The sequence below is a fragment of the Duganella sacchari genome (assembly GCF_900143065.1).
In the GTDB taxonomy this organism is placed as follows: domain Bacteria; phylum Pseudomonadota; class Gammaproteobacteria; order Burkholderiales; family Burkholderiaceae_D; genus Rugamonas; species Rugamonas sacchari.
On sequence record NZ_FRCX01000010.1, the window covers coordinates 203,246 to 226,463 of the forward strand.

At 61.5% G+C, this 23,218-nt stretch carries 24 protein-coding genes; 12 read left to right on the forward strand and 12 right to left on the reverse strand.

From position 1 onward, the window contains the following. The first annotated feature begins 12 nt into the window (after window positions 1-12). From BUA36_RS22095 to BUA36_RS22105, 3 genes are all read left to right on the forward strand, one after another. On the forward strand, window positions 13-237 hold the full coding sequence (locus BUA36_RS22095; protein WP_072787485.1) for a hypothetical protein: 225 nt from the start codon (window positions 13-15) through the stop codon (window positions 235-237). A gap of 251 nt (window positions 238-488) precedes the next feature. Continuing rightward, window positions 489-1,229, forward strand: coding sequence for a YXWGXW repeat-containing protein (locus BUA36_RS31565; RefSeq protein WP_072787486.1), 741 nt, complete (start codon window positions 489-491; stop codon window positions 1,227-1,229). Beyond that, a complete protein-coding gene (locus tag BUA36_RS22105; RefSeq protein ID WP_072787487.1) occupies window positions 1,229-1,900 on the forward strand; it encodes a ribonuclease HI family protein in 672 nt (223 codons plus the stop codon). Before BUA36_RS31565 ends, BUA36_RS22105 begins: the two co-directional genes overlap by 1 nt. 18 nt (window positions 1,901-1,918) lie before the next feature. Here the strand turns inward: BUA36_RS22105 and BUA36_RS22110 are convergent, their stop codons facing one another. Both BUA36_RS22110 and BUA36_RS22115 read right to left on the reverse strand, forming a co-directional pair. After that, the gene (locus BUA36_RS22110) at window positions 1,919-3,547 is read right to left on the reverse strand and encodes a methyl-accepting chemotaxis protein (protein ID WP_072787488.1); all 1,629 of its coding nucleotides are present in this window, start codon (window positions 3,545-3,547) and stop codon (window positions 1,919-1,921) included. Between the two features lie 82 nt (window positions 3,548-3,629). Continuing rightward, complete coding sequence (locus BUA36_RS22115) at window positions 3,630-4,124, reverse strand: chemotaxis protein CheW (RefSeq protein ID WP_072787489.1); 495 nt, start codon at window positions 4,122-4,124, stop codon at window positions 3,630-3,632. A 195-nt stretch (window positions 4,125-4,319) separates the two neighbouring features. On the opposite strand from BUA36_RS22115, the gene BUA36_RS22120 reads away from it, so the two are divergent. The 3 genes from BUA36_RS22120 to BUA36_RS22130 are packed head-to-tail and all read left to right on the forward strand — an operon-like array spanning window position 4,320 to window position 7,052. Further along, entirely contained in the window at window positions 4,320-4,979 is a 660-nt protein-coding gene (locus tag BUA36_RS22120) for an HD domain-containing protein (protein WP_072787490.1), read from the forward strand. Window positions 4,980-4,995: 16 nt separating this feature from the next. After that, window positions 4,996-6,249, forward strand: coding sequence for a TCR/Tet family MFS transporter (locus BUA36_RS22125; protein WP_072787491.1), 1,254 nt, complete (start codon window positions 4,996-4,998; stop codon window positions 6,247-6,249). Between the two features lie 8 nt (window positions 6,250-6,257). Further along, a complete protein-coding gene (locus BUA36_RS22130; RefSeq protein WP_072787492.1) occupies window positions 6,258-7,052 on the forward strand; it encodes a substrate-binding periplasmic protein in 795 nt (264 codons plus the stop codon). 5 nt (window positions 7,053-7,057) lie between these two features. On the opposite strand, the gene BUA36_RS22135 is transcribed toward BUA36_RS22130, so the two are convergent. Continuing rightward, window positions 7,058-8,932 (reverse strand): CocE/NonD family hydrolase, encoded by a 1,875-nt coding sequence (locus BUA36_RS22135; protein ID WP_072787493.1) that lies wholly within the window; start codon window positions 8,930-8,932, stop codon window positions 7,058-7,060. Between the two features lie 41 nt (window positions 8,933-8,973). Then, window positions 8,974-9,225 (reverse strand): CCDC90 family protein, encoded by a 252-nt coding sequence (locus BUA36_RS22140; RefSeq protein WP_072787494.1) that lies wholly within the window; start codon window positions 9,223-9,225, stop codon window positions 8,974-8,976. Window positions 9,226-9,500: 275 nt separating this feature from the next. Here BUA36_RS22140 and trpS point away from each other — a divergent pair, with 275 nt between their 5' ends. Further along, window positions 9,501-10,550 carry a tryptophan--tRNA ligase gene (gene trpS, locus BUA36_RS22145; RefSeq protein ID WP_072787495.1) on the forward strand — a complete coding sequence of 350 codons (1,050 nt, stop codon included), beginning with the start codon at window positions 9,501-9,503 and terminating at the stop codon, window positions 10,548-10,550. Between the two features lie 47 nt (window positions 10,551-10,597). Further along, the gene (locus BUA36_RS22150; protein WP_229255782.1) at window positions 10,598-10,840 is read left to right on the forward strand and encodes a DUF1294 domain-containing protein; all 243 of its coding nucleotides are present in this window, start codon (window positions 10,598-10,600) and stop codon (window positions 10,838-10,840) included. Here the strand turns inward: BUA36_RS22150 and BUA36_RS22155 are convergent. The 7 genes from BUA36_RS22155 to BUA36_RS22185 form a co-directional block, all read right to left on the reverse strand. Then, the gene (locus BUA36_RS22155) at window positions 10,837-11,451 is read right to left on the reverse strand and encodes an LON peptidase substrate-binding domain-containing protein (RefSeq protein WP_072787497.1); all 615 of its coding nucleotides are present in this window, start codon (window positions 11,449-11,451) and stop codon (window positions 10,837-10,839) included. The genes BUA36_RS22150 and BUA36_RS22155 overlap by 4 nt on opposite strands. Before the next feature lie 34 nt (window positions 11,452-11,485). Then, on the reverse strand, window positions 11,486-12,631 hold the full coding sequence (locus BUA36_RS22160; RefSeq protein ID WP_229255783.1) for a metal-dependent hydrolase family protein: 1,146 nt from the start codon (window positions 12,629-12,631) through the stop codon (window positions 11,486-11,488). A 213-nt stretch (window positions 12,632-12,844) separates the two neighbouring features. Continuing rightward, on the reverse strand, window positions 12,845-13,135 hold the full coding sequence (locus tag BUA36_RS22165) for an H-NS histone family protein (RefSeq protein WP_072787499.1): 291 nt from the start codon (window positions 13,133-13,135) through the stop codon (window positions 12,845-12,847). Window positions 13,136-13,277: 142 nt separating this feature from the next. After that, on the reverse strand, window positions 13,278-14,192 hold the full coding sequence (locus BUA36_RS22170; protein ID WP_072787500.1) for a LysR family transcriptional regulator: 915 nt from the start codon (window positions 14,190-14,192) through the stop codon (window positions 13,278-13,280). Next, window positions 14,193-16,565 carry a GAF domain-containing protein gene (locus BUA36_RS22175; RefSeq protein ID WP_229255784.1) on the reverse strand — a complete coding sequence of 791 codons (2,373 nt, stop codon included), beginning with the start codon at window positions 16,563-16,565 and terminating at the stop codon, window positions 14,193-14,195. Then, window positions 16,562-16,945 (reverse strand): hypothetical protein, encoded by a 384-nt coding sequence (locus BUA36_RS22180; RefSeq protein WP_229255785.1) that lies wholly within the window; start codon window positions 16,943-16,945, stop codon window positions 16,562-16,564. Before BUA36_RS22180 ends, BUA36_RS22175 begins: the two co-directional genes overlap by 4 nt. Before the next feature lie 114 nt (window positions 16,946-17,059). Beyond that, window positions 17,060-19,279 (reverse strand): TonB-dependent receptor plug domain-containing protein, encoded by a 2,220-nt coding sequence (locus BUA36_RS22185; protein ID WP_084560282.1) that lies wholly within the window; start codon window positions 19,277-19,279, stop codon window positions 17,060-17,062. Window positions 19,280-19,498: 219 nt separating this feature from the next. Here BUA36_RS22185 and asd point away from each other — a divergent pair, with 219 nt between their 5' ends. Both asd and BUA36_RS22195 read left to right on the forward strand, forming a co-directional pair. Further along, complete coding sequence (asd, locus tag BUA36_RS22190) at window positions 19,499-20,344, forward strand: archaetidylserine decarboxylase (protein WP_072787502.1); 846 nt, start codon at window positions 19,499-19,501, stop codon at window positions 20,342-20,344. Window positions 20,345-20,348: 4 nt separating this feature from the next. Beyond that, complete coding sequence (locus BUA36_RS22195; protein WP_072787503.1) at window positions 20,349-20,660, forward strand: hypothetical protein; 312 nt, start codon at window positions 20,349-20,351, stop codon at window positions 20,658-20,660. 3 nt (window positions 20,661-20,663) lie between these two features. On the opposite strand, the gene BUA36_RS22200 is transcribed toward BUA36_RS22195, so the two are convergent. After that, window positions 20,664-21,563, reverse strand: coding sequence for a LysR family transcriptional regulator (locus BUA36_RS22200; RefSeq protein ID WP_072787504.1), 900 nt, complete (start codon window positions 21,561-21,563; stop codon window positions 20,664-20,666). Between the two features lie 118 nt (window positions 21,564-21,681). Here BUA36_RS22200 and BUA36_RS22205 point away from each other — a divergent pair, with 118 nt between their 5' ends. Both BUA36_RS22205 and BUA36_RS22210 read left to right on the forward strand, forming a co-directional pair. Next, window positions 21,682-22,281, forward strand: a complete 600-nt coding sequence (locus tag BUA36_RS22205) for an FMN-dependent NADH-azoreductase (RefSeq protein WP_072787505.1) — start codon at window positions 21,682-21,684, stop codon at window positions 22,279-22,281. A 34-nt stretch (window positions 22,282-22,315) separates the two neighbouring features. Further along, a complete protein-coding gene (locus BUA36_RS22210) occupies window positions 22,316-23,185 on the forward strand; it encodes a pirin family protein (protein WP_084560283.1) in 870 nt (289 codons plus the stop codon). Window positions 23,186-23,218: the final 33 nt, after the last annotated feature.

A 23,218-nucleotide genomic window follows, 5' to 3' on the forward strand; every position in this document is an offset into this window, starting at 1 on the left:
AAAGGAAACATCATGAACGTTCTGAAAAACTTCGAAGCCCTGTTTGTTATGACTGTGGCTCTGGCTTGCGGCGCAACCTACGCTCTGGAAAAAGCGCCAGTCGAAGCAAATGACCCGAGCATGCAAGTGGTCGTGGTCAGCGCAAAACGCCTGACGCCTGAACAGAAACTGCAATCGGCACTGGAAGACCATGCACTGCAGCTGGCCGCTGAATCGAACAAAGCGAGCAAAATTTGAGCGCCCGTATCACCTTCGCCTGTACGCCCAGCCGCGCTGCCGCGTAACAGGCGAAGTCTTTCGCTACTACAGCGACTCCAGCTACTCCGCTTTAAGCCTCCCCAACCGCAATCTGTACGCTGCCGCACACTGCGCAGCACAGCTTTGTGTCATATGTAAAAAACTGCATCAATCCCGGCACACTATTGCTTCCGTTGATATAGTTTCTCCAGGCGCGCAACTGCGCAGACAAACAGACGGAGGACACTATCATGATTAAGCCCATAGTCGCTGGCGCCATGCTGGCACTGAGCGCAACAGCATTTGTACCCACCATCGCGTCCGCACAGGTCGGCGTCAGCGTCGTGATCGGCAATGCGCCTCCGCCGCTGCGTTTTGAAAGCGTGCCGGCGCCGCGCCGGGGCTATATCTGGGCGCCTGGCTACTGGAACTGGGACGGCCACCGCCATGTATGGTCTGGCGGCCGCTGGGAGCCGGAACGTATCGGCAGTACCTGGCGCAGCGCCGAATGGGTGCGCGACGGCGGCGGCTGGCGTCTGGTCCCTGCCGGCTGGACCGTGATTGACGCAGGTCCCGGCCGCGTGGACTACATCAGCGTCGCGCCGCCGCCTCCGCGTTATGAAGTCATTCCCGCCCCGCGCCCCGGCTATATCTGGTCGCCGGGCTACTGGGAATGGCGCGCCAACCGCCACGTCTGGATAGGCGGTAACTGGATCGCTTCGCGTCCGGGCTACGTCTACACCCAACCACGCTGGGTTGAGCGTGAAGGTCACTGGTTCCGCCAGGAGGCGCGCTGGGACCGTGGCCCCAATGGCGACCGTGACCACGATGGCATCCCGAATCGCTACGACCATCACGACAACCGTGGCGACCGTCGCGGCTACGGTGACCGCGATCATGACGGCGTTCCTAACCGCTATGACCGCGACCGTGATGGCGATGGCGTGCCAAACAGGTATGATCGCCATCCCGATAACCGTCGCCGTGATTAATGGACAATCCTGAGTTTGAAATGCTGGCCACGGCCGCCTACAAAGGCGAGCGCGTGGCCGCGCGCCGTCTGGCGGTGCGCGATCAACTGAGCGAAGCGCAGGCTTTGCTGCAAGTACTGACCCTGGCCGCCGGTGCGCTGGGCTTGGCCCGGTTACTGGCAGAACGCGAGCAGCTGCGCCAACGCGACGAAGAGCGCCGCCTCGCCAGGCAGGCCGCCGCCGCGCACAAGCTGGCATTGCGCAAGGCCAGCTTGCAGCCATTGGCAACCGCGTGGCGTGGATGGTTTGACGGTTCGGCACATCCGAATCCGGGCCAGATCGGCATTGGCGCCCTGCTATGCGGGCCGGATGGCCAGCGGGTTGCAATCAGCCGCCGCGCGGGCCATGGCAGCAGCAGCGATGCGGAATATCTGGCGTTGACGGCCTTGCTGGAAGCGGCCGGCAGCACGGGAGCCACGGAACTGACCGTGTATGGCGACAGCCAGGTGGTGGTCAATGACGTGAATCTGGGCGCCGCGCGCGGGGCAAAGGGATTGGAAGAGCACCGCGCGCGCGTGGTGTCGTTGATGGCGGCACTGGGAGGGGTGCAGCTACGCTGGGTGCCGCGCCACCGTAACGGCGAGGCGGACCGCCTGTCGCAACAGGCGATCCAGCGACCGCCCGGCGATTAAGGCGCTGTTGCGCAGTTGTCAGCTGCGCGTGATCTGTAGCTGCTTGCGCTGGGCCACTGCCGGCTTGGCCAGCGCCTCCCTGTGCGACAGGCGCAGAGTGTCCTCCACCTTGAACACGCTGACCGCTTGCGCCAGCGCCGCGGCCTGCTGCTGCATGGACTCCGCCGCTGCTGCAGCCTGCTCCACCAGCGCCGCATTCTGCTGCGTGACCGCGTCCATCGAGCCGATCGCCTGATTCACTTCGTTGATGCCAGCGCTTTGCTCGCTGCTGGCCGCCGTGATCTCGGAAATCATGTCGCTGACTTTGTGCACGCTGGCGACAATTTCATCCATCGTGGTGCCGGCATCCGCTACCAGCTTGCTGCCCAGGTTGACCTTCTCCACCGAGTCGCCGATCAGCGCCTTGATCTCTTTGGCCGCACCGGCGGAACGCTGGGCCAGATTGCGCACTTCCGTCGCCACCACGGCAAAGCCACGGCCCTGCTCACCGGCGCGCGCCGCTTCCACCGCCGCATTCAGCGCCAGGATGTTGGTCTGGAAGGCGATACCGTCAATCACCGCAATGATGTCAACGATCTTGCTGGACGACTGGTTGATCGAATCCATGGTGCCGACCACTTGCGCCACCACCTCGCCACCCTTCACCGCCACCTGCGCAGCGGACGTCGCCAGCTGATTCGCCTGGCGCGCATTGTCGGCATTGTGCTTCACGGTGGACGTCAGTTCTTCCATTGACGATGCGGTTTCCTCCAGCGCGCCGGCCTGCTGCTCGGTGCGACGCGACAGATCCTGGTTGCCCTGCGCGATTTCAGTCGACGAGATGGTGATGTGTTCCGTACCCTGGCGCACCTCGGTCACGATGCCCAGCAGGCTGGCGTTCATTTCCTTGAGCGCCGACAGCAGCTGGCCCGTTTCGTCCCTGGCGCTGTCGTCGATGTGCGCGGTCAGGTCGCCGCTGGCGACGCGGCGCGCCACCACCACCGCTTCCTGCAGCGGACGGGTAATGCCGGTGGTGAGCAGCCAGGCGGAGGTCACGCCAAAGGCCAGCACCAGCGTCGCCAGCACGTACAGCAGATTGCGGCTGCTCGAGGCGACATCTTCAATATGCTGGGCGGCGGCGTCGATCTTGGCGCGCTGCATCTTGAGCAGTTCCGCGATGAGTTCCTGGTACTTGGCCGTGCCCGGACGGAATACGGTTTCGAAAATCTTGTTGGCTTCGTCCAGCTCACCGGAGGTCTTGAGCTTGGCGATCTGGTCGCGCGAGGACAGGTAGACCTTGCGCTGCTCGCCAATGCGGCCGAACAGCTCTTTTTCGTCAGCGTCGCTGATCAGCGCTTCGATTTTTTTCTGCAGTTCGGACGACCCGGCCGACGATACCTTGGACTCTTCCGCAAAGTAGGCGCCCAGCGAAGGATCGCTGCTGCGGGCGATGGCGGTGGTGCGGCGGATGCCGCTGTCGATCTTGCCGGACCAGTCGGAGATCATGCGCTCCTTGGCCAGCGGTACCTGCATCATCTCGCTGGTGGCGGACGCCACGCCTTGCAGGCGCCACACGCTGATGCCGGTAATCAGCATCGCAAACGCCAGAATGATCGTAAAACCCAAGGCCAGGCGTTTGCCGATACTGATATTCGCCAACATATTCATTCTTGCACCTACCTCTCACAGTAAATCAAAAACAGAACTACGCAACCAGCATCGGGACCTGCCCGGCATGATGGTCCTGAGCTTAGGCCGCCAGTGCGGTGGTTTCGATCAGGCCCATGTCCGCGCTGGACATCAGCTTGTCGATATCGACCAGGATCAGCATGCGGTCTTCAATGGTGCCCAGGCCGACGATATGGTCGGTATTCATGGCTGAACCCACTTCCGGCGCCGGCTTGATCTCTTCGTGGCTCAGCGTGGTCACGTCGGACACGCGGTCCACCACCATGCCCACCACGCGGTGGCCGATGTTGAGGATGATGACCACGGTGAACTGGTCATAGGTTGGCGTGCCGAGGTTGAATTTGATCCGCATGTCAACGATAGGCACAATGATGCCGCGCAGGTTGATCACGCCCTTGACGAATTCCGGCGCATTGGCGATGCGGGTCGGGGTTTCGTAGCTGCGGATTTCGCTGACCTTCTGGATATCGATGCCATATTCTTCCTGGCCCAGGGTAAAGGCCAGATATTCGCCGGCGATGGATGCCGTCGCGTGCAGTTCGCTTACGTTGGACATGGTTTTCCTTCATTACTAAAATGACGTGGTGCAATGTTACCTCAAGTCAAGATCTGACGCACCAAATAAATGCATTTCGGCAATAAATAAATTTATTACAAGTTCTGACTTGATATTTAAACCACAGCTTTAGCCTGCACAATCCCGGTCCGAGCCTGTATGATTTGGCAAAACCGTCAGACACTCGGGAGAACGATGAATAGCTTGCTCAACAGCTGGCACCCACGCCTGGTCGCTCTGGCCACCGCCGCCCAGGGCATCGACGGCGCGCATGACACCAACCACCTGCACCGCGTCTGGCGCAACGCCAGCCTGCTGTTGGACGACTATCCCGAGGCCGACGCGCTGGTGGTCCTGGCCGGCTGTTATCTGCATGACCTGGTCAACCTGGCCAAGAACGATCCAGAACGCCACCTGGCGTCGCGCAAGGCCGCGCTGCTGGCCAGCCGCCAGCTGGCCGAACTGGATTTCCCGCCCAATAAGCTGGCCGCAGTGGCGCATGCCATCGAGAGCCACAGTTTTTCCGCCGGCATCCGCCCGGAGACGATCGAAGCCAAAATCGTGCAGGACGCCGACCGGCTGGACGCGCTGGGCGCGGTCGGCCTGGCGCGCCTGTTTTATACGGCCGGCCGCATGGGCGCTGCGCTGGCGCACGCCGATGACCCGATGGCGCTGCACCGCGAGCTGGACGACAAAACCTATGCGCTGGACCACATCGACACCAAGCTGGCCACCCTGCCCGGCAAAATGCAGACCGCCGCCGGCCGCTGCCTGGCCGAGATGCGGCTGCAGGAGCTGATCGCCTTCCGCGACAACTTCATCGCCGAATGGGCAGCGAGTCCGGCGGCACCGTAACCTTGATCGAGTCCCCATGACGACACCTGATACCGCATCACCCGCCGCACCTGCTGCACCCGTAGTGACAGGCAATCTGAATTTTGTACTGATCTGCGTTTTTATCGACATGCTGGGCATCGGCCTGATCGTGCCGGTGCTGCCGGTGCTGGTCGGCCAGTTCACCGGCTCGCGCGACGCCCAGGCCGACTGGTATGGCTGGCTGGCCGCCGTGTTTGGCCTGATGCAGTTTATCTTCATGCCGATGCTGGGCGCGATCAGCGACCGTATCGGCCGCCGCCCCGTGCTGCTGTACTCCATGGCCGGCATGAGCATCAACTTCCTGACCACGGCATGGGCGCCGAATCTGGCCTGCCTGTTCATCGGCCGGGTAATCGGCGGCATGTCGTCGGCCAGCATGTCGGTGGCCTCGGCCTACGCGTCGGACATCTCGACGCCGGAGAACCGCGCCAAGAGCTTCGGCAAGATCGGCGCGGCGTTCGGCCTGGGATTCATCTGCGGCCCGGCGCTGGGCGGCCTGCTGGGCGACGTCGACCTGCGCCTGCCGTTCTATGTGGCGGGCGCGCTGTCCGCTGCCAACCTGCTGTACGGCTATTTCGTGGTGCCGGAATCGCTGCCCGCTTCGCGCCGTACGTCATTCAGCCTGTCCAAGATCAATCCCTTCTCCGCCCTGATCCGGCTGACGCGCCGCGAAGACATCCGCGGCCTGGTGGTGACCTTCACGCTGGTAACGCTGGCGCAGATGATGCTGCAGACCACCTGGGTCCTGTACACCAACTTCCGCTTCAACTGGACCACCGGCCAGAATGGCCTGGCGCTGTTCTGCGTCGGCTTGACGGCGGCGATCGTGCAGGCCGGCCTGCTGGGCATGCTGATTAAAAAATTCGGTGAAGTGAAGCTGTCGCTGCTGGGCATGGCCTCTGGCTTCCTGACCTACATCGCCTACGGCCTGGCGACCGAGGGCTGGATGATGTATGTGTTCATCCTCTGTAATGTGCTGTCGTTTGCGATCAACCCGGCGCTGCAGGGCATCATCTCCAAGTCCACCGCCCCGGAGCAGCAAGGCGAGTTGATGGGATCACTGCAATCGATCAGCAGCGTCGGCGTGATACTGATGCCGCGCCTGGGATCGGACATACTGGGCCGCGTCAGCCACCTGCCACCCAACGACTGGCGCTTCGGCAGCACGTTCTTCCTGTGCGCGGCGATGCAGGCGCTGGCGATTTTCGCCGCCGTGCGTTACTTCCGCAAGCACGCGGAGCTAGCGTGAAAGGATGCGTGAAAGGATTGCTGCTGCTTGCCGCCAGCCTGCTGGCGCATAACGCCATTGCGGGGTGCACGCGCGAAGTGACGGTGCCGGTGTCGGCCAACGGCGCCAGCGTCATCGTCGATGGCCAGAATATCAAAGGCATCTATCCCGACCTGCTGCGTGCGATAGGCGCCAAGGCCGGCTGCCAGTTTGCGTTTACGGTGGTGCCGCGTGCTCGCCAGGTGGCCATGTTCACGTCCGGATCGGCCGACGTGCTGGCGCCCGCTTCGCGCACGGCAGCACGCGACAAGGCCGGCACCTTCATCCCCATGATCAATCACCGCGCCATGCTGATTTCCGTGAACAGCGGCCGCGCGCCGATCACCAGCGCGCATGATCTGCTGGCGCGGCGCGACCTGCGCGTGGCCGTGGTGCGCGGCTTTGACTACGGCGAGCATTACACGGCGCTCGTCGATGAACTGGGCAAGCAGGGACGCCTGTTTGTGGAAGTCGACGTGATTGCGGTGGCGCGGCTGCTGCACGCGGGGTCGGCCGACGTCACCATCATGGGGCCGACGCTGATGGCCGGCGCCATCCGCCGCGACCAGCGCGTGCACGGCCTGCAGGAAAAGCTGAAGGCGGAAGCGATAGCGGAACTGCCCTGGCAGCAGAGCGGCGCCTACATCTCGCACAAGCTCAAGCCGGAAGACCAGGCGGCCTTGCGTGAGGCGCTGGACAAGGCCGGCAAGTCCAACCAGATCATGGAAGGCTATCTGCACTACTTCCGCGCGGACGTGCTGAACGACAGCGTCCGCGCGCGCTAGTCCGCTTATTTCACTTCAACCAGCGGCAGCTCCACGGCACTGTTGTGGAACACCTTCAGCGTCGCCTTCTGGTAATCGGCCGGCTTGGCGTAGAAGATGTTCGGCACATAGGTCTGGGGATTGCGGTCATACAGCGGGAACCAGCTGGACTGCACCTGCACCATGATGCGGTGGCCCGGCAGGAACACGTGGTTGGCGTTCGGCAGCGCAAAGCGGTAGCGCTCGACGGCATTGGCCGGAATCGGTGATGGCGTCTCCAGGCTGTTGCGGTAACGGCCGCGGAAGATGTCCATGGCGATGCCCAGCTGGTAGCCGCCCAGCTCCGGCTGCGACGGCACTTCATCCGGATACACGTCAATCAGCTTCACCACCCAGTCAGCATCGGTGCCGGTGGTGGAAGCATACAGGTTGACCATCGGCTGGCCGGCGATCTGCACCCGGGTCTTCAGCGGCTCGGTGGTGTAGGTCAGCACATCGGTGCGGTCAGACACGGCGCGCTGGTCGCTGACCAGCCACGGACGCCACACATTGCCATCGCCCATCCGCACCGGACGCGGAACGAACGGCACCGGCTTGGCCGGGTCGGACACGTATTCGTCATAGGCGGCGCTGTCCTTCGGCGCAGCGAAGCCCAGCTTGAAGCCGTCCTGCAGATAGATCGGCGTGAGCGTCTGCGCCACCGGCCATTGCGGCAGCTTCTGCCAGCGATTGACGCCGGTCTGGTAGAACAGCACGGGCGGCGTATCGGCAGCAGGCGCGCCGTCCCGGAGGTATTGGTCGAGGAAAGGCTGCATGTAGTCGCGGCGGAACTCCAGCGCGGTGTCGCCGGTGAACTTGAACACGCCGAGGCTGGAGCCGTCGTAATTGACGCCGCTGTGGCGCCACGGGCCCACCACCAGGAAGTTCCTGTTGTTGGCGCTGTCCTTCGGCTCCAGCGCGCTATAGACGGCGTAGGCGCCGTAGATGTCTTCCTGGTCCCAGTAGCCCACCACGGTCATGGTCGGCACTTTCAGATCGCGCCCGGCAAGGATTTTATCCAGCGCCTGGTGCTGCCAGTAGCTGTCGTAGGCCGGATGCTCGAACAGTTTTTTGGTGTAGTTGAGTTTGTCGAGGCCGAATTGCGCGGCGTACGCGGACACCGACCCGGCGCGCAGTACGCCATCGTAATCGTCATACACGCCGGTGGCCAGTTGCTTGCCGCCGCCTTTGGCGGCAGTCTGGCCGGCGATGTAGCTCAGGTTGGGCAGGCGGAAAGCGCCGTTGTGGAACCAGTCGTCGCCACGCCAGCCGTCGACCATGGGGCTCATCGGCACGGCGGCTTTGAGCGCCGGGTGCGGATTGACCAGCGCCATGAGCACGGTGAAGCCCTCGTAGGACGAACCGATCATGCCGACCTTGCCGTTGGATTCGGGCGTGTTCTTGACCAGCCAGTCGATGGTGTCCCAGGCGTCGGTGGAGTGGTCGGTGCGGGTGTTGTTGAGTGGGCCGATCAGCGGGCGGGTCATCACGTAATCGCCTTCCGAGCCGTATTTGCCGCGCACGTCCTGGAACACGCGGATGTAGCCTTCGCCGACCATGACCTCGTCGCCCTGGCCGACCGTGGCCTGCATGCTCGGGCTGGTATTGCGGCTGGCGCGGCCGCTGGCGTTGTACGGCGTGCGGGTCAGGACCATGGGCGCATGCTGGGCGCCTTTGGGGATCACGATGACGGTGTGCAGCTTGACGCCGTCGCGCATCGGTATCATCACTTCGCGCTTGATGTAGTCGGCCTCGGGAACGGTCGTATCGAACTTGGCGGGGATGTCCGGCGCCATGGCCGGCGTCTGCGCAAATACGGGGAAAGACAGGGCAAGCAATGCAGCAACCACGGTACGATGCATATGAACTCCAGAGGAAGACTTCCAAAGGAGCAATCCTACCATTAATGCAGGAGTTTAAAGAGGACCGCCGTCATCCCGGTCTGCACGATAAGCAAGCCGAAAACCCATTGCAACAGTTCACTCTTCAGTCGCGCCAGATCCTGCGCCAGGCGTAAATCCAGATAACTTTTTGTGACCAGCTGACTGTCGATCAGCTGAAACAGCGCCGACGCCAGCGCTTTGGCTTGCTTTTCAGGAAAGCCGCCTTCAATCAACGTGTCCATAAACGCTACCGAATCGAAATTGTCAGGCATCTTGCCCTCCTGAGTTGGACCCTGGATGCCCACTATAGTTCCGCGTCACCACAGCGTTTTGCGGCCGCACAGCACCTTGACAGACAGGCCACGACCTGCAACCATACGGCCATGATTTTTTTCGCCCCACTTCACGTCTGCACGTATTGGCGCCGCTCCTAGCGCAAGCGGCCACTGTCTACCCATAGTGATGTGATATTTTTATCAACGCCGCCCTTGTCTGGTGGCGTTTTTATTCTGTGCGCGCTGGACCGGGGTAACGCAAAGGAACCCTGATGAGTTTGCCTGAACAGTCCAATACCGAAGCCGTCGCCACCGCCCCGAAAGGCCCGCAAATCATCCTGACCGGCGACCGTCCTACCGGTCCGCTGCACCTTGGCCATTACGTCGGCAGCCTGCGCAACCGCGTGCAGTACCAGCACGAATACAAGCAGTTCATCATGCTGGCCGACTCGCAAGCGCTGACCGACAATATGGACGACACCAACAAGGTGCACCGCAACGTGGTGGAAGTGGCGCTGGACTACCTGGCGGTCGGCATCGATCCAGCCAAATCCACCATCCTGATCCAGTCGCAGATCCCGGAACTGGCCGAGCTGACCTTCTACTACCTCAACATGGTCACCGTCGCCCGTCTCGAGCGCAATCCGACCGTGAAGACCGAGATCGCCCTGCGCGGCTTCGAGCGCGATATCCCGGCCGGCTTCCTGACCTACCCGGCCTCGCAGGCCGCCGACATCTCGGCCTTCAAGGCCACGCTGGTGCCGGTGGGTGAAGACCAGATCCCGATGATCGAACAGACCAACGAGATCGTGCGCCGCTTCAACCGCATCGCCGACAAGGAAATCCTGGTCGAGTGCAAGGCGCTGGTGCCGGACATCGGCCGCCTGCCAGGCATCGACGGCAAAGCCAAGATGAGCAAATCGCTGGGCAACACCATCAACCTGGGTTCCAGCGCGGCCGAAATCACCGCCGCCGTGAAGAAGGTCTACACTGACCCGCTGCACCTGCGCGTGGAAGATCCTGGCCACCTGGAAGGCAACGTCGCCTTCATCTATTTGGACGCCTTCGATCCTGAAAAGGACAAGCTGGAAGAAATGAAAGCCCACTACGTGCGGGGCGGCCTGGGCGACTCCATCGTCAAGAAGCGTCTGGAACTGGTGCTGCAGGAAATGCTGGCGCCGATCCGCGCGCGCCGCGAAGAACTGGCGCAGGACAAGGGCCACATCATGCAGATGCTGAAAGAAGGCACGCTGCGCGCGCGCGAAGTGGCCGCCCAGACCGCGGACGAAGTGAAGGCCGCACTCGGCCTGAGCTACTTCTGATCGCGCTCACGCTACTGTGGCTGGTATCGCTGTATGGCGTCGCCAGCGTGGCCTGCTTCATCACCTACGCGGTCGACAAGTCGGCCGCCGTGCACCAGCGCCAGCGCATTTCGGAGAACGCCTTGCTGTTGCTGGGCTTTTGCTGCGGCTGGCCCGGCGGGCTGCTGGCGCAGCAATGGCTGCGCCATAAAACCAGCAAGACCAGTTTCCGCATCCGGTTCTGGATTACCGTGGCGCTGAATGTGGCCACTGCCGCGCTGCTGGTGCAGTACGCGGCATCGGCCGGCTAATCGAGCAGGCCGTTCTCGCTCAGCACATCCTGCACCAGTTCCAGGCGCAGCACGGGATTTTCCTGCAGCAGCAGGCGCTGCTTCTCTTCCATATCCAGCCGCAGCAGCTCGCACCAGCGGTTGGCCACCCAGCCCGCTTCGTCCAGACGGTAAGGCGGCGCCAGCGACATATTTGCGGTGGAGATCTGCTTCTTTTGCAGCGAACGTATCAGCGCGCCCAAGGCGTTGGCCACGTCCTGCTGCTCGCTCGGGATGGGCACGACCATGTCTTCGGCCACCTCGTCCACCTCGGCCATCCACAAGCCGTGCTTGAGCTGCTCGGCAGACTTGATCTGAAAGCGCGTCGTACCGATGCAGGAGATTTGCAGCAAACCAGGCAAGGGCGCGCTCCAGTCGAGGATGCGCGCCATGGTGCCGCAGCCGGACAGGGTTTCGTGCTGGTCCGGCACCCGCACCTCGCTGCCATCGAGCAGCGAAACAACACCGAACTCTTCGCCCTTGGCGATGCAGCGTTTGACCAGGTCAAGGTAGCGAACTTCAAACACCTGCAACGGCAGGTGACCGTCAGGAAACAGAATCGTTTTCAGCGGAAAAAGGGGTATCGATGGCATTTCGCTATCATCTCATGAAATGCACCAGATCGGTTCATGGCCGCCGGAAAATCGTTCCATCCTTCATGACAAATTGCACTTTGTGAAGCACTGCAATGTCCTGCGTCGGGTCGCCCTGCACCGCCACCACGTCGGCCAGATAGCCGGGGCGGATCTGGCCCAGCGTGCCTGACTGCCCGAGTACTGCGGCGTTCACCACGGTGGCCGCGCGCAAAGCCTCGACCGGCGGCATGCCCAGCCGTACCATCCACTCCAGCTCGCGCGCATTATCGCCATGCGCGAACACGCCCACATCACTGCCATTGCCGATGATGACGCCCAGCTTGCGCGCCAGCTGGAATGCGCGCGCCGCTGCCTGCATGGACGGCGTGGGCGCCGCGCCACGCTGATATTTCTGGAAGTATTCGCTGGTCGCCTCCGGCGCGGTCAGGGTCGGGAAGTAGGCCACATGGCGTTCGGCCATCAGCCTGAAGGTGGCCTCACTGCCGCCATAGCCATGCTCGATGGTATCGACACCAGCCAGCGTGGCGCGGCGCATGCCTTCGTCCGTGCTGGCATGGGCCGCCACCTTGCGTCCCGATTCATGCGCGGTCTGCACGAGCGCAGTCAGCTCAATCTGGGAGAACGTGGCGTGCGCGCTGCCGTCGGCGCCGGTGCGGTAGTCGGCATACACCTTGATCCAGTCCGCACCGCGCGCGCCCTGCTCGCGGACCGCCTTGACCACTTCCTCCACACCGCTGGCTTCCTGCGCGCCCTTGGGCAAATCCACGTCTGCGCGATAGCTGCGCGGCGACGGGCCATAACTGCCGCTGGCCACAATCGCGCGGGTCGCAATAAATAAACGCGGTCCGGGGATCACGCCATCATTAATCGCCTTTTTAATGGCGACATCGGCATACAACGCGCCTTCGGTGCCCAGGTCGCGCAACGTGGTAAATCCCGCCTGTAAAGTTGCAGCGGCATGACGCCCAGCCAGCAACGTGCGGTATTCGACCTGTTCCTTTAAGACCTGGTCATCCCACGAAGTTTCGTTATAAGGATGGAGCAGCACATGCGAGTGCAAATCCATTAATCCAGGGATCAGCGTGGTATCCGGCAGTGCGATACGTTCGGCGCCAGCCGGGATATTCATTTTGTCTTCGGGACCGACTGCTGCAATCTTGTCATTATGGATAAGCACAGCCCAATCCATATGCGGCGGACCTTCGCCGGTCCACACCCGGGCCGGGCTTAACAGCGTATCTGCCGCCTGAGCGGCTAGCGGGAATAGAACGATTAACAGCGGAAATAAGACAGCAATGCGGCCACGCTTCATACGGTGCGCCCCAAAAAGAAAAAAGCTGGTACCGGGTTTATGAATATAAACCCCGATGTACCAGCTTTTAATAAGGAATTACTTAATCAGATAATCGTCTTTGTTCTTACCTTCCAGCCATTTTGGCGCGCGGCCACGGCCGGTCCAGGTCTGGCCGGTTGCGTCATCACGGTACTTGGTCGGCACCGGAGCGCGTGGCTTCGAGGTCTTTACCTTGGCCACACCACCCAGATCAGCAACGGTCAGACCGTGCTCACGCATGATGGCAGCGACTTTTTCTTTGGCTTGCGAAATTTCGTTTTTACGAGCGGATTCCGCCAGATTTTCCAGTTCGGCAATCTTTGCCTTGTATTCCTGGTAGGTCGTCATCTTAATTCCTTTGATCGTTGGGGGAGTGAGATTCTGTGAGATTTGATAGGCGCAATTTACCATACCTTCGCCAGAATATTCCACATATATCCAGCTAAATACCAATATAGCGATAAAAATGAATATTTTCCACAACTGTTATTCATTCGCATAGCGGCCGTAGCTGTATTCCCTCTTGGACCACATTTCTGATTAAATTAGCCAGCCGGCAGGTCGCCGGTCCGGCTAATTCAGGATTGGCAACCACAAGTGATAAAGATAATTTACGCCGCTGGCCCACGCGCAATGGCAAGGGTTTGAGTAAGCCCTGCTCCAGCTGCTTTTGTATTTTGTGTTCGGCCAGCCAGCCGAAGCCTATGCCGTTACAAATCATTTCCAGCCGCGTATGCGGACTGGTAACACTCCAGCGCTGATTACTATTCAGCCAGCCGTGATCGCGTGGATTCAATGTGCCCGAATCCCGCACCACAATATGCAAATTGCGGCTTAAATCATCCATTTCCAGTTCGCGCCCCAGCGCATGCAATGGATGGCAGGGATGGGCGACCGCGACAAATTCAATATCCATTAGCGCATCGCCGAGAAAACCGGAGGGAATACGGCTGACAATGCCAATATCCACGCGTTTTTCAAGCAACGCATCTTCCGCGCCGGACAACACGGTCTCTTCCAGGTTGACGCGCGTGTGTTTGGCCCAGGGTTCAAAATCCCGCAGCACCTGCACCAGCAACTCGACCGGGAACAGACTGTCCACGGCGATACTGACCTGCGGCTCCCAGCCCTCAACCAGGCTGCTGGCCAGCTGCTCCAGCTGAAACGCATCGCCCAGCAGCTCGCGCGCCTTGCTCAGCAGCGCCTCGCCATTTTTGGTCAACCGTGCGCGCCGGCCGTCGATTTCCAGCAGCTCCACCCCCAGCTGCTCCTGCAGCTTGGCCACCATATAGCTGACCGAGGACTGGCTACGGTGTAGCGCCTCCGCCGCTTGCGCATAGCCGCCGCATTCAACGATGGCCTGCAATACCTGCCATTGCTCCAGTGTGCTCCGGGGTATCTTCATTCACTTGGATTCCATGACAAAGCTGCCGTCCCAGTCCGCAGGCGGGGGATGGCGCTCCATGTGCCGGCAACGGTCCACATACAGCTGGGCCACGTCATCGCGCGGATTCAAGGCCAGCACTTCCTCAAACAGTTTGCCGGCTGCCAGCCAGTTGCGCTTGCGGTAGCTTTGCAGGCCGTTGCGGAAAATGCCCATGGCTTCGGCCAGCGCGGGATAGCTGTCGTCATTGTGATAATCCAGCACCTCGTAAATCGACACCGGCCTGGTCTTGCCCTTGACCACCACGATATCCACCTCGCGCGTACGGTAGGTGCCACGCAGCGCCCGATAAGTAAATTCGCTGATGAGAATACGCACGCCATACTGCTTGCAGGCCGATTCCAGCCGCGCCGCCAGGTTCACGCCATCGCCGATGATGGTGTAATCCATGCGCTTCTTCGAACCGATATTCCCCGACACCACCAGATCGGTATTGAGGCCGATGCCAATTTCCACCGGCGGCTTGCCCTCGCCCGCCCGCGCCAGATTCCAGCTGCGCAGCTCATTCACCATGGCGATGGCGGTCCGCACGGCGCGGTCCGGATCATCCTCATGGCCGACCGGAATGCCAAACGCCGCCATGATGGCGTCGCCGATGAATTTATCCAGCATGCCCTCCTCGCGCTGGATGCAATCGACCATGAGCGTGAAGTATTCATTCAGCATGCTCACCGTGCCCTGCGCGCCCAGCTGCTCGGTAATCGTGGTGAAGCTGCGGATATCGGAAAACAGCACCGTGGCCGGCACGTTTTTACCGCCCAACATTTCCGCGCCATTCGCCACCATCTGGTCGGCGATGCCGGGGTCCATATAGCGCGACATGGTAGAGCGCAAGCGCTTCTCGCTGGAGATGTCCTCGATCATCAGCATCCAGCCGATACGCTTCTTCTCCATCGACAGCAAGGGCTGCACACTGAGATTGACGGAGCGTGCCTCCTCGTCCACCATGAGCTCCACATCCATCAGATGCTCGGCCGCTTCACTGGCCTCCACGCGGCGCAGCTTCTCCAGCATCCAGGTATTGGCGCCGCCGAAGAACTGGTCCGCCGCACGGCCGACAATATTGGCAGCGCTGGTGCGCAGGATACGCAAGCCCGCCGCATTGCAGGTGACGATCTTCTCCGCACCATCCAGCGTGATGACGCCGTTGGACATCGACTCCAGCATCGCCTCGTTGTAGTTCTTGATTTGCTGGACGTCCGCAAACAGCTTGGCATTTTCCAGCGCAATCGAGATCTGCGCGGTGAAAGCGCGCAGGCGCGATTCATCCTCCATGCTGAACGGGCCGCCGCGCTTGTTCAGCACCTGCGTCACGCCAATGATCTTGCCCGCCTTGTTGACAATCGGGACGCACAATATCGAGCGCGTGAAATACCCGGTACGCTTGTCAAACGCAGGATTGAAGCGCAGGTCCGCGTAGGCGTAGGGAATATTGATCGTCTTCCCCGACGTGAACACCGCACCGGCGATACCGGCGTTGTTGGGCAGGCGGATTTGCAGCGACTCCAGCCCCTGCCCCACTTCCGACCACAGCTCGCTGGTCTTCTCATCGTTGAGGAACAGCGTGGAGCGCTCGGCGTTGAGCAGGCGCGTCGCCTCGCCCATCACCTTTTGCAGCAGCGAACCCAGTTTGATATCGGCCGTGACTTCCGACACCACATCGATGAACTCCATCTCCTGGCGACGGATCTTCTTCATGCTCTCCAGGAAGCGCGCGCTTTGCAGCGCCAGCGTACCTTGCGTGGTCAACGCCTCCAGCAGTTGCAGATCGCCGCGCGTGAATTTGCCGCGCCGCTTGTTCAGCGTCTGCGACACGCCTATCACTTCGCCCTTCACCGTCTTGATCGGCACGCACAGAATGTTACGCGTGACGAAACCGGTCTGCTCGTCGATCGAGCGGTTGAAGCGCGGATCGGCGTAGGCATCGGCGATGATGACCGCCTCCCCCGTGGTGAAAACGTGGCCGGCGATGCCGGTATGGTTCAAAAAACGGATCTCGCGCTGGATATTGCCTTGCGCGATACGGGAGAACAGTTCGCCGGTTTCAGCATCGTTCAGGAACAGCGTGCCGCGTTCCGCATCCAGCTCGTCGGTCGTGACCTCGACCAGCGCGGTGAGGATTTCATCCAGCGTATCGTAAGCCGCCATGCGGCGCGAGACTTCCAGCAGCAGCTCCACCTGGCGCAGACGCTTGCGCTGGGCGCCTGCGGTGGCGACTTCACCGTTGCCGGCATTGGCGGCATTGACAGCACTGGCAGCTGACCTGGCCGGCTTGCCAGAGCGTGCGGCGCGGCTGGTGCGCGCGCCGGGCGGCGCTTTGTCGCTGTCCATCATGCCCCGGCCTCCAGCGTTGTCCTGAGCGCGCGGATCGTCTCGTGCAGCTGGGCGATCTCGGCATAGTGGGCGGTGGTGAGCGCCTGCATGGCATCCGCCTGCTCTTGCGCCGCCCGCTCCAGGCTCATGCGCAACGCCGTGACCGTGTCGCGCAGCTGGGTAATTTCGCCCTGGGCAGAGGCGACCGCAGACTTGACCGCCAATTCCTTCTCAGCCTGCGCCTGCTCCAGCACCGCGCGCAGCGAACCGACCGTGGCGCGGATCTGCTGGGATTCGTTGTAAGCGGACGACAGCGCATCCTGCGTCTCGCGCTGCCGATCCTGATGCGCCTGCTCCAGCGCTGAGCGCAAGGCCACCACGGTGCGCTGTAAATCCCGCACCTCGGCCAGCGCCAGGCGCAGACGCGCGTCGTCGGGCTGGAGAGTATCGGTGGCGTCAGGCGTTTTCAGGATATTCCCACGGCGAGAGTATTCACCGTGGAAATCATACCACCCTCAGAAGCGCGTCTCCACCGTGACACGCAGCTGGGCTTCGCCGCTGGCCACAGTGCTCCGGTTCAAGGTGCCGCTGATGTCGCTGTACAGGCTTTCAGTGACATAGTCCTGCGCCAGCAGGTTGGACACGGCCACCCGCAGGCTGTTCTGCGGGTCCAGCTTCCACAACGCATACACGTCCAGATCGCGGCGCACCGAGGTGTAGCCGCCCTGCGTGCCGCTGAGCCGGGCCAGCCCGCCGTTACGGAAACTGAAATTGCTGCCAGTACTGAGCTGGCCGTCTGGCGTCTTATAGTCGACACCCAGCGTCGCGCTGAGCGGCACCTGCTGGTCCAGACGGTTATCGGGCCCTGGCACCGTATCCACGCGCGACCAGTTACGGCTGACGCTGGCACGCAGATCCAGCTTGGGTGCATGGTCCATCAGCACACTGGCCGGCAGCTTGGCTTCCAGCTCGATCCCGCGCGTTTCGGCACGGCCATCATTAATCGCGGACGAAATCCAGCGCCTGTCTTCATAGAACAGTCCCTGATGGGTGTAATTCTCAATCCGGCGCACCGACGCGCTGGCGCTCAGCAGGCCGCCATCGCCCCAATAATGCTCAAACGACGCGTCCAGACCCAGCGCCAGTTCCGGCTTGAGATTGGGATTGCCGCGGCGGTCAGGCTCGATCGGGCTGTTGTTGGTCGAGGTGAACTTGCGCGGAATCAGCGCGGACGTCGACGGCGCCTTGTAGGTACGTGTGATGGCGAAACGCAGCTGATCCTTCTTGTTAGGCAGCTTGAGCAGCGTCTGCATGAGTGGACTAAACACGCTGGAACGGTTGTGCACCGCATCGCTGGCGCTGCTGTCGGCGCGCGTATCCAGGCCCTCCCAGCGCACGCCCGTATAGACCGACCACAGCGGCGTGATGTTCCACTCATCCTGGCCAAACAGCGCCAGACGCGTGACCTTGGCCGAAAAACCTTCATCGCTGTTGTCTGGCTTACTGCCGGGCAAATCGGCATCGCGCTGGATGCGGGTATCGTCGCGCTGGGTGATCCCCGCGTCCCAGCCCATGGACAAGGAATGCTCGGTCGCCTCCGTGCCATCCACCGGTTTGCCGAAGGTGTACGGTGTGGAATACTTGCCCTGTGTACTGAAGCCCTGCTCCGTACTCTCCGACGTGACGGTGCGCAGCAGAGTCGCCGCTTCGCCCTTGTTACCGCCGAGTTGCAGGGAGTCCGCCGTGTTATGGGCATCGCTGAGCGCGACCTTGAGATCCAGCTTGGCGCCCTCCGCCAGCTTGTGCACCCAGTTCAGGTCGGTACGGCCGAAGACATTGTGGCTGCTGTAGGTGCTGTCGATGCGATCATAGTCCGGGCCAGGATCGGCGCTGATGAGCGTCCGGGTGCGGCTGTGGCTATTGCTGGCAAACCGGTTCCAGTTGAGGAAGTTTTGCGAGGTGACGGTATCGCCATTCTCCAGCGTCCAGTTGATGCGCGGCGACAGATTGAAACCATCGCCACGGCCCTGATCCTGCCAGGTCAGCGCACGATCGACATTCGGCGTGCCGGCGGCATCAACGCCCTGTTCCCAGGTCGGCGTCATGCGGTCATACATGAAGCGCCAGGCATTGCCGCCAAAGGAATACGACGTCGCGCCGAGCTTGTCCGACATCTGCAGACTCAGGCTGGGCGAACTGGAGCGGTTGCCCTTGGCGCCGGCAAATTTCAGCTCATGCTGCGCGGACTTCAAGGCCTTCTTCAACACGATATTGATAGTGCCCGCGATCGACTGCGTGCTGAACTCCGCGCTGGCAGCGCGCAGCACCTCGATGCGCTCGATCACCTCCGGCGCCAGCGAATCGATAGAAAAGCCCGCCGGGGCACGCTCACCGTTAATCAGAATCTGCGTGTAGCCGGCGCCGAGGCCGCGCATGCGAATCTCGCCACCGCTACGGCCGGCCGCACCGCCCACCGTAATGCCGGGCAAGCGCTGGAGCACATCCACCACCGAGGTATCGCCATACTTCTGGATTTCCTCACTGCCGACCACCGTCTTGCTAGCGGTATCATCACGGCGCGCATCATATTTGGCGGCCGCGCCCTTGATCTCCACCTTCTGCATCGGCGGCGCCGCCTCCGGCTTGACGGGCTGGTCCGCCTCCGCCCGCGCAGTGGTGGCAGCAAAACAAAGGGAAAAAGCGGCGGCAAGCGGCGTCAGGCGAATCGGCGTCATGCTATTTCAACAAGTTGTAGGATGTGCGAACTCAGCCATTATGCCTTGATTTATTCAAAATGTTCAGAATTTAACAACGCAGTCTCCCTGTTTAGCGTAATTTCATAAACTCCGGGGTCAGGTCCGTCATTTCTACACGAACTGATGTAGAAATGACGGACCTGACCCCGGAGTGGGGGCGCTATAATGCGCGATCGTTAATTTGTATGGATTGCTATCGTGTCCGACCGTCTTGCCGTTTTGCCGCAATATTTGCTCCCGAAGAGCGCGCTGACCAATCTCGCCGGCCGTGTTGCTGGCGCCAAGGCCGGCAATATGACGACGGGCCTGATCCGCTGGTTCGTGGGCCGCTATAACGTCAATATGGGCGAGGCGCTCGATCCGAATATCGAGAATTACAAGACGTTTAACGAGTTCTTCACGCGCGCCCTGCGCCCGGATGCCCGCCCGCTGGCCGACGCCGCCTACGTTTGCCCGGTCGATGGCCGCATCAGCCAGTTCGGCGATATTGAAGATGACCAGATTTTCCAGGCCAAGGGCCACAAGTTCAGCACCACTGCGCTGGTCGGCGGCGATGCCGCACTGGCCCGGCAATTCCAGCATGGCAGTTTCGCCAATCTGTACCTGAGCCCGCGCGACTATCACCGCATCCACATGCCCATCGATGGCAAGCTGACGCGCATGATTTACGTGCCCGGCGAGCTGTTCTCGGTGAACCCGACCACCGCACGCGGCATTCCCGGCCTGTTCGCCCGCAACGAACGCGTGGTCTGTGTGTTCGATACCGCCCACGGTCCTTTCGTGATGACGCTGGTGGGCGCGACCATCGTCGGCAGCATGGCGACCGTGTGGCATGGCGTCGTCAATCCGCCGCGCCTGCCGCAAGTGACCGAGTGGAAGTACGACGACAAGAACATCGTGCTGAAGAAAGGCGATGAGCTGGGCCGCTTCCTGCTCGGATCGACTGTGGTCATGTTGTTCCAGAAGGATGTGCTGAAGTTTAATCCCGCCTGGCAGCCGGCCGCGCCGGTACAGCTCGGCGAAAAGATGGCCGATCTGAAATAAGCCAATGCAACAGCAGCCTACCAGCCTGACTGTCTTGAATCTGGCCATGCTGGTTGGCATTACGCCCTTGTGGCTGACCTGCTTGAATGTCTGGCTCACTGCCGACCAGTACCACAACCAGGGCGCTGGCATCGTCGAGATGTTTGCGGCGATGTACAGTTATGGCTTTGCTGCCATCGTCGGCGGCATCGCAGCACTCTGGTCAATCAGTGTCAGCAGAAAGATCAATCAGCAGGCTGGCCGGTTCACCAGCGCCATGCGCTTCGCCGTTGCAGTGACGCTGGTAGTGCCGTGGTTTATTCTCGGCTCGCTGTAAGGACTAGCTGCGCGGCGCAAAATTTTGTTCCAGCATGTCGAGAAATACCCGGGTCTTTGCGGGCATCAGCCGGCGACCGGGGAACACGGCCCAGCCTGTCACGGTGGGGAAGGCCCACTCGGGCAGCACCCGCACCAATTCTCCCGTTTGCAGATACTGCTGCGCGAACACTTCGGTGGACGCGGCAATGCCCACGCCCGTCGCGGCCATCCGCACCAGCATCTCCGGCGAATTGGCCAGCAGTCTGACCGGCAATTCCCGTTCCCATTCTGTTTTGCCACGTAGCAGCATCCAACGTATGAGGCCGTTCAGCCGTGGCGGCAGGCTCAGCAGGTCGTGCTTGAACAGGTCGTCGGGATGCTCGGGCAGGCCGCGCATCCCGGTGTAGATGGGCGAGGCGTACAGCGCGATGCGGCTCAGTGTGACGCGCCTTGCTGCCAGCGTCGTATCGTCCGGCAGGCTGCCCATGCGGATGGCCAGGTCAAAGCCTTCCGCCACCAGATCCACCCGGCGCGGTGACAAGTCCAGTTCCAGCGAGATGGCCGGATAGCGGTTCATGAACTCGGCCAGCACCGTACTCATCGAGACGTTGGCGAAGTCAGCCGGCATCGATACGCGCAGCAGCCCGCTCGGCGCGCCCTGCCGGTGCTGCGCCAGCGCGCCCGCCGCCTCCGTTTCATCCGCTACTTTGCGTGCATGTTCCAGCAGGCTGGCGCCGAATTCGGTCAGCACCAGCTTGCGTGTGGTGCGCTGGAGCAGGCGCTCGCCCAATTTACCTTCCAGCAGCGTGATGCGCCGCGAGACGGTGGATTTGGGCAGCTGCACCCGCTCCGCCGCCAGGCTGAAACTGCCGCATTCAACGATGCGCGCGAACAAAAGCAGGTCGCCAGGGTCGATTTCCATGATGATTGTTCCATATATGGATTAATGTTATCCATTTTAACGTCTTCCGCATGGTATTTGAAACGATTAAAGTTACTCCATCGACGCAGCACTCCACCAAACACGAAGGAGCACTACCATGAACATCCTGCAAATCAACTCCAGCGCCCGTAGCACGGGTTCTGAATCCACCCGTCTGGCGGATGCACTGGTTGCCAAAATCAGCGCCACCAACCCAGGCGCCACCCTGGCCCGCCGCGATCTGGCCGCCCAGCCACATCCGGTACTGGACGAGCCAGCGCTGCAGGCACTGTTCACGCCGGCCGATCAACGCACCGCCGAACAGGCTGCCCGCGTGGCGCTGGACGACGCACTGATCGCCCAGGTGCAAGCCGCTGACGTGATTGTGATTGGCGCACCGACCTACAACTTTGGTGTCACCGCCCAGCTCAAAACCTGGTTCGATGCGATTGCCCGCGCCGGCGTGACCTTCAAATACGGCCCAACCGGCCCTGTCGGTCTGCTGAACGGTAAAAAAGTCTATGTCGCACTGTCGCGTGGCGGCCTGCATCGCGATGCACCGACCGACACCCAACTGGCACACATCAAGATGTTCCTGAACTTTGTGGGCTTGACCGATGTGCAGTACGTCTTCGCCGAAGGCATGGGCATGGGGCCGGAAGCGGTCGCAAAAGCTCAGGCGCAGGCAGAAGCAGAAATCAACGCCATCCTGGTGTAATGCAAACCGGCGGCGTCACTCAATGGAGAACAACATGACCGATCAAGTAAAAAATGCACGCAGTGTAGAACGCATCATCCAGGGCCAGGCCGTGATGGACGGCGCGGGCGTGAAGATCAACCGCGTGTTGACCCAATCCCTGCAACGCCGACTGGACCCGTTCCTGATGCTGGATAATTTTGGCAGCGATCAGGCCAACGATTACATCGCCGGTTTCCCTAGCCATCCGCATCGCGGCTTTGAAACGGTGACATATATGATCGAGGGCCGCATGCGCCACAAGGACAGCGCTGGTAATGAAGGCTTGCTGACCAACGGCGGCGTGCAATGGATGACTGCGGGCCGCGGCGTGATCCACTCCGAAATGCCGGAGCAGGAAGACGGTGTGATGGAAGGCTTCCAGCTGTGGCTTAACCTGCCGGCCAAGGACAAGATGCGCGCGCCATGGTATCGCGATTTCAATGGTGAGGACGTGCCGGTGTTCACCACTGCTGCTGGCGCCAAAGTGAAGGTGATCGCAGGCCGTAGCCATGGCGTGGACGGCGCGGTGCAGCGCGAGGTCACCGAACCGCTGTACATCGACGTCGATCTGCCAGCTGGTGCAAGCTTTGACCAGCTGCTGCCAGAAGGTCACAACGCGTTCATCTTCACCTATCGCGGTGCGGTGGAGTTGGGTGACAAGGCAGTGGCGTCGGGGCGCATGGCGATCCTGGCCAACACGCAAGGTACGGATGGCGTGAGCGTGAAGGCGCAAGAAGCCAGCCGCTTTATCCTGATCGCCGGCCAGCCGCTGAACGAGCCGATTGCACAGTATGGTCCGTTCGTGATGAACACGCAGGCCGAAATCTTCGCCGCCGTCGAAGACTTCCGTGCCGGCAAACTGGGCGAAGAAGCCCAGGCATAAAGAGCAAACAGCCGTCAGGCGCAACAAAGCGCC

What these genes read in the sequence shown, in the direction of transcription:
- BUA36_RS31565 (WP_072787486.1), top strand. Translation starts at nt 489, where the DNA reads ATGATTAAGCCCATAGTCGCTGGCGCCATGCTGGCACTGAGCGCAACA.
- BUA36_RS22165 (WP_072787499.1), bottom strand. Translation starts at nt 13,135, where the DNA reads ATGACGACCTACCAGGAATACAAGGCAAAGATTGCCGAACTGGAAAAT.
- BUA36_RS22110 (WP_072787488.1), bottom strand. Translation starts at nt 3,547, where the DNA reads ATGAATATGTTGGCGAATATCAGTATCGGCAAACGCCTGGCCTTGGGT.
- BUA36_RS22205 (WP_072787505.1), top strand. Translation starts at nt 21,682, where the DNA reads ATGAACATCCTGCAAATCAACTCCAGCGCCCGTAGCACGGGTTCTGAA.
- trpS (WP_072787495.1), top strand. Translation starts at nt 9,501, where the DNA reads ATGAGTTTGCCTGAACAGTCCAATACCGAAGCCGTCGCCACCGCCCCG.
- BUA36_RS22175 (WP_229255784.1), bottom strand. Translation starts at nt 16,565, where the DNA reads ATGATGGACAGCGACAAAGCGCCGCCCGGCGCGCGCACCAGCCGCGCC.
- BUA36_RS22155 (WP_072787497.1), bottom strand. Translation starts at nt 11,451, where the DNA reads ATGCCATCGATACCCCTTTTTCCGCTGAAAACGATTCTGTTTCCTGAC.
- BUA36_RS22170 (WP_072787500.1), bottom strand. Translation starts at nt 14,192, where the DNA reads ATGAAGATACCCCGGAGCACACTGGAGCAATGGCAGGTATTGCAGGCC.
- BUA36_RS22210 (WP_084560283.1), top strand. Translation starts at nt 22,316, where the DNA reads ATGACCGATCAAGTAAAAAATGCACGCAGTGTAGAACGCATCATCCAG.
- BUA36_RS22095 (WP_072787485.1), top strand. Translation starts at nt 13, where the DNA reads ATGAACGTTCTGAAAAACTTCGAAGCCCTGTTTGTTATGACTGTGGCT.
- BUA36_RS22125 (WP_072787491.1), top strand. Translation starts at nt 4,996, where the DNA reads ATGACGACACCTGATACCGCATCACCCGCCGCACCTGCTGCACCCGTA.
- BUA36_RS22105 (WP_072787487.1), top strand. Translation starts at nt 1,229, where the DNA reads ATGGACAATCCTGAGTTTGAAATGCTGGCCACGGCCGCCTACAAAGGC.
- BUA36_RS22200 (WP_072787504.1), bottom strand. Translation starts at nt 21,563, where the DNA reads ATGGAAATCGACCCTGGCGACCTGCTTTTGTTCGCGCGCATCGTTGAA.
- BUA36_RS22120 (WP_072787490.1), top strand. Translation starts at nt 4,320, where the DNA reads ATGAATAGCTTGCTCAACAGCTGGCACCCACGCCTGGTCGCTCTGGCC.
- BUA36_RS22135 (WP_072787493.1), bottom strand. Translation starts at nt 8,932, where the DNA reads ATGCATCGTACCGTGGTTGCTGCATTGCTTGCCCTGTCTTTCCCCGTA.
- BUA36_RS22140 (WP_072787494.1), bottom strand. Translation starts at nt 9,225, where the DNA reads ATGCCTGACAATTTCGATTCGGTAGCGTTTATGGACACGTTGATTGAA.
- BUA36_RS22115 (WP_072787489.1), bottom strand. Translation starts at nt 4,124, where the DNA reads ATGTCCAACGTAAGCGAACTGCACGCGACGGCATCCATCGCCGGCGAA.
- BUA36_RS22185 (WP_084560282.1), bottom strand. Translation starts at nt 19,279, where the DNA reads ATGACGCCGATTCGCCTGACGCCGCTTGCCGCCGCTTTTTCCCTTTGT.
- BUA36_RS22195 (WP_072787503.1), top strand. Translation starts at nt 20,349, where the DNA reads ATGCAACAGCAGCCTACCAGCCTGACTGTCTTGAATCTGGCCATGCTG.